Origin of the sequence: Stieleria sp. (genome assembly GCF_041595215.1) — a bacterium.
GTDB lineage: Bacteria > Planctomycetota > Planctomycetia > Pirellulales > Pirellulaceae > Stieleria > Stieleria magnilauensis.
The window spans coordinates 1-2945 of sequence record NZ_JBFHKV010001062.1 but is presented as its reverse complement, the minus strand read 5'-3'; the positions used below and the strand labels follow the sequence as shown (position 1 = coordinate 2945).

Sequence of the window (2945 nt, the reverse complement as noted above, 5' to 3'; positions counted from 1 at the left end):
GACCTATGACCAGAAACCCGAGATGTCGGCGGCGGAGGTCACCCAATACGTACTCGATGAAATCAAGTCCGGCCGCAGTGAACTGATCATCGTCAATTTTGCCAACGGTGACATGGTCGGTCACACCGGAGTCTTAGCCGCGGCGGTCAAAGCCGTGGAAACGGTCGACGCGTGTGTCGGAAAGCTCGTCGATGCGACGTTGGACGCCGGCGGATCGCTGGTGATCACCGCCGACCACGGTAACTGCGAACAGATGATCAACCCGGAAACCGGCGGACCGCACACGGCGCACACTACCTACGACGTTCCGCTGATCGTCGTCGAGCCTGGGTTGGAAGGAAAAACATTGCGGCAGGGCGGCCGACTGGCCGACATCGCGCCGACGGTCCTGGCCTTGATGGGGCTGGAAAAGCCGGCCGAAATGACGGGCGAAAGCCTGATCGACCTGTCGTGATCTCGATTCGGAACACGCAGGGGCGGCGCGCCACCGGTGACAATTTCGCTCGCCCCTGCTAATTTTTCCTTCGCGTTGTCGCCTGTTCTTTTGCCCGCCGATCCGCCAACCCCGCCCCTGAAACGACCATGAGTGATTCTGCATCGAGCATCGTTTACACATTCACCGACGAAGCTCCCGCGCTTGCCACGCTGTCTTGGCTGCCGATCGTCCAAGCGTTTGCCGCAAAGGCTGGCGTGGCGGTTGAGACCAAAGACATCTCGTTGGCGGGCCGCATTCTGGCAAATTTCCCAGAGTCGCTCAGCACCTCGCAACAGCGTGAAGACGCGCTGACCTTGCTCGGCGAACTGGCCAAAACGCCAGCAGCCAACATCATCAAATTGCCCAACATCAGCGCCTCGATTCCGCAACTGACCGCGGCGATCGCCGAATTGCAGGCCGGCGGTTTCGACATTCCCGATTACCCCAGCGATCCGAAGACGGATGCCGAGCACGAAATTCGTGCCCGTTACGCCAAGGTGCTCGGCAGTGCGGTCAATCCCGTGCTCCGCGAAGGCAACTCAGATCGCCGGGTGGCAACCGCGGTCAAAAACTACGCCAAAGCCCATCCGCACTCGATGGGCGAGTGGTCTTCCGACTCGCCGTCGCACGTCGCCCACATGACCGAAGGCGATTTCTACGGCAGCGAAAAATCAGCGATCCTCCAGAACGCCGGTGCTTTGAAAATCGAGTTGGTCGCCGCCGACGGAACACGCACCCCGCTGCGTTCGCCCGTGCCCGTCGACGCCGGCGAAATTGTCGATGCCTCGGTCATGTCCATCAAACAGCTGCGTGCGTTCTATCAGGACCAAATCGCTGACGCGCGAAAGTCCGGAATCCTGCTCTCGTTGCACCTCAAAGCAACGATGATGAAAGTCTCCGATCCGATCCTGTTCGGTCATGCCGTCAACGTCTACTTCGCAGACGTGTTCAAAAAGCATGCCGACACCTTCGCCGAACTGGGCGTCAATCCCAACAACGGCGTCGGGGGCCTGGAGGCTAAGCTGGCGGGGCTGCCCGAAACGAAAGCCGATGAAATCCGCAAGGACATCCAAGCGGCTTACGAAAACGGACCCTCGCTGGCGATGGTCGATTCCGACCGTGGGATCACAAACTTGCACGTGCCCAGCGATGTGATCATTGACGCGTCGATGCCGGCGGCCATTCGCAGCTCGGGGATGATGTGGGGACCGGACGGAAAACTGCATCCCACCAAAGCACTGATCCCCGATCGCTGTTACGCGGGCGTCTATCAAACCGTGATCGAGTTCTGCAAACAGAACGGCGCGTTTGATGTGACCACGATGGGTTCGGTCAGCAACGTCGGATTGATGGCGAAAAAGGCGGAAGAGTACGGCTCTCACGACAAGACCTTCGAAATTCCCGCCGACGGAACGGTCGTGGTGACCGACGACTCGGGGGCGGTGATTTTTGAGCACGCTGTCGAAGCCGGCGACATTTGGCGGATGTGCCAAACCAAAGACGTGGCGGTTCGAGATTGGGTGGGCCTGGGCGTCCAACGGGCGCGGCTGACCGGAAACCCCGCCATCTTCTGGCTCGATGACCAACGCGGTCACGACGCCAACCTGATCAAAAAGGTCAACGAGTATCTGGCCGATCACGATACCGACGGCTTGGACGTCCAGATCATGAACACCGTCGACGCGACCCGACATGCTTGTCAACGTGCACGCGATGGTCAGGACACCATCGCGGTGACGGGCAACGTGCTGCGGGACTATTTGACCGACTTGTTCCCGATCCTGGAACTCGGTACCAGCGCCAAGATGCTTTCGATCGTTCCGCTGTTGGCCGGCGGAGGCTTGTTTGAAACCGGCGCCGGTGGTTCGGCCCCCAAGCACGTCCAGCAATTCGTCTCCGAAGGTCACCTGCGATGGGATTCGCTCGGCGAGTTCTTGGCGTTGGCCGTTTCGCTGGAAGACCTGGGGCGTAAAGCGGGTAACGAAAAGATTGCCGTCTTGGCCGAAACGCTTGATACCGCGACCGATCAGTTTCTGGTCGAAGACAAATCGCCCAAACGCAAGGTCGGCGAGCTGGATACCCGCGGCAGTCATTTCTACATGGCGCTGTACTGGGCCGAAGCCTTGGCCGCGCAAACGAAAGACGCCGAGCTTGCCGCCGCCTTCACGCCGGTCGCCAAGACATTGCGTGAAAACGAAGCCAAGGTGGTCGACGAACTCGGCGCGGCACAAGGCCAGCCGGTCGACCTGGGAGGCTACTACCAGCCGGACTGCGAAAAGGCCACCGCCGCGATGCGCCCCAGCACCACCCTCAACGAAGCGATCGCAAGTTTGGCGTGAGCCGTTTGATCTCCCGCGCACCGTCAGCCGTTTGGCGCGGGACCTACGGGCCTGTCGAGCGCGCGACCTTGCACGATGCCCGAACGCTGGCGCGAATCGGCTGATACCCCCGCCCACCGTCAGCCGTTTGG

General features: G+C 60.6%; 2 protein-coding genes. Both read left to right on the top strand.

Annotated features, from left to right (window positions below):
• On the top strand, nucleotides 1-454 hold a 454-nt coding region (locus tag ABX749_RS28010), incomplete at its 5' end, for a sulfatase-like hydrolase/transferase (protein WP_372898932.1).
• 128 nt (nucleotides 455-582) lie between these two features.
• A complete protein-coding gene (locus ABX749_RS28005) occupies nucleotides 583-2814 on the top strand; it encodes an NADP-dependent isocitrate dehydrogenase (RefSeq protein WP_372898931.1) in 2232 nt (743 codons plus the stop codon).
• Nucleotides 2815-2945: the final 131 nt, after the last annotated feature.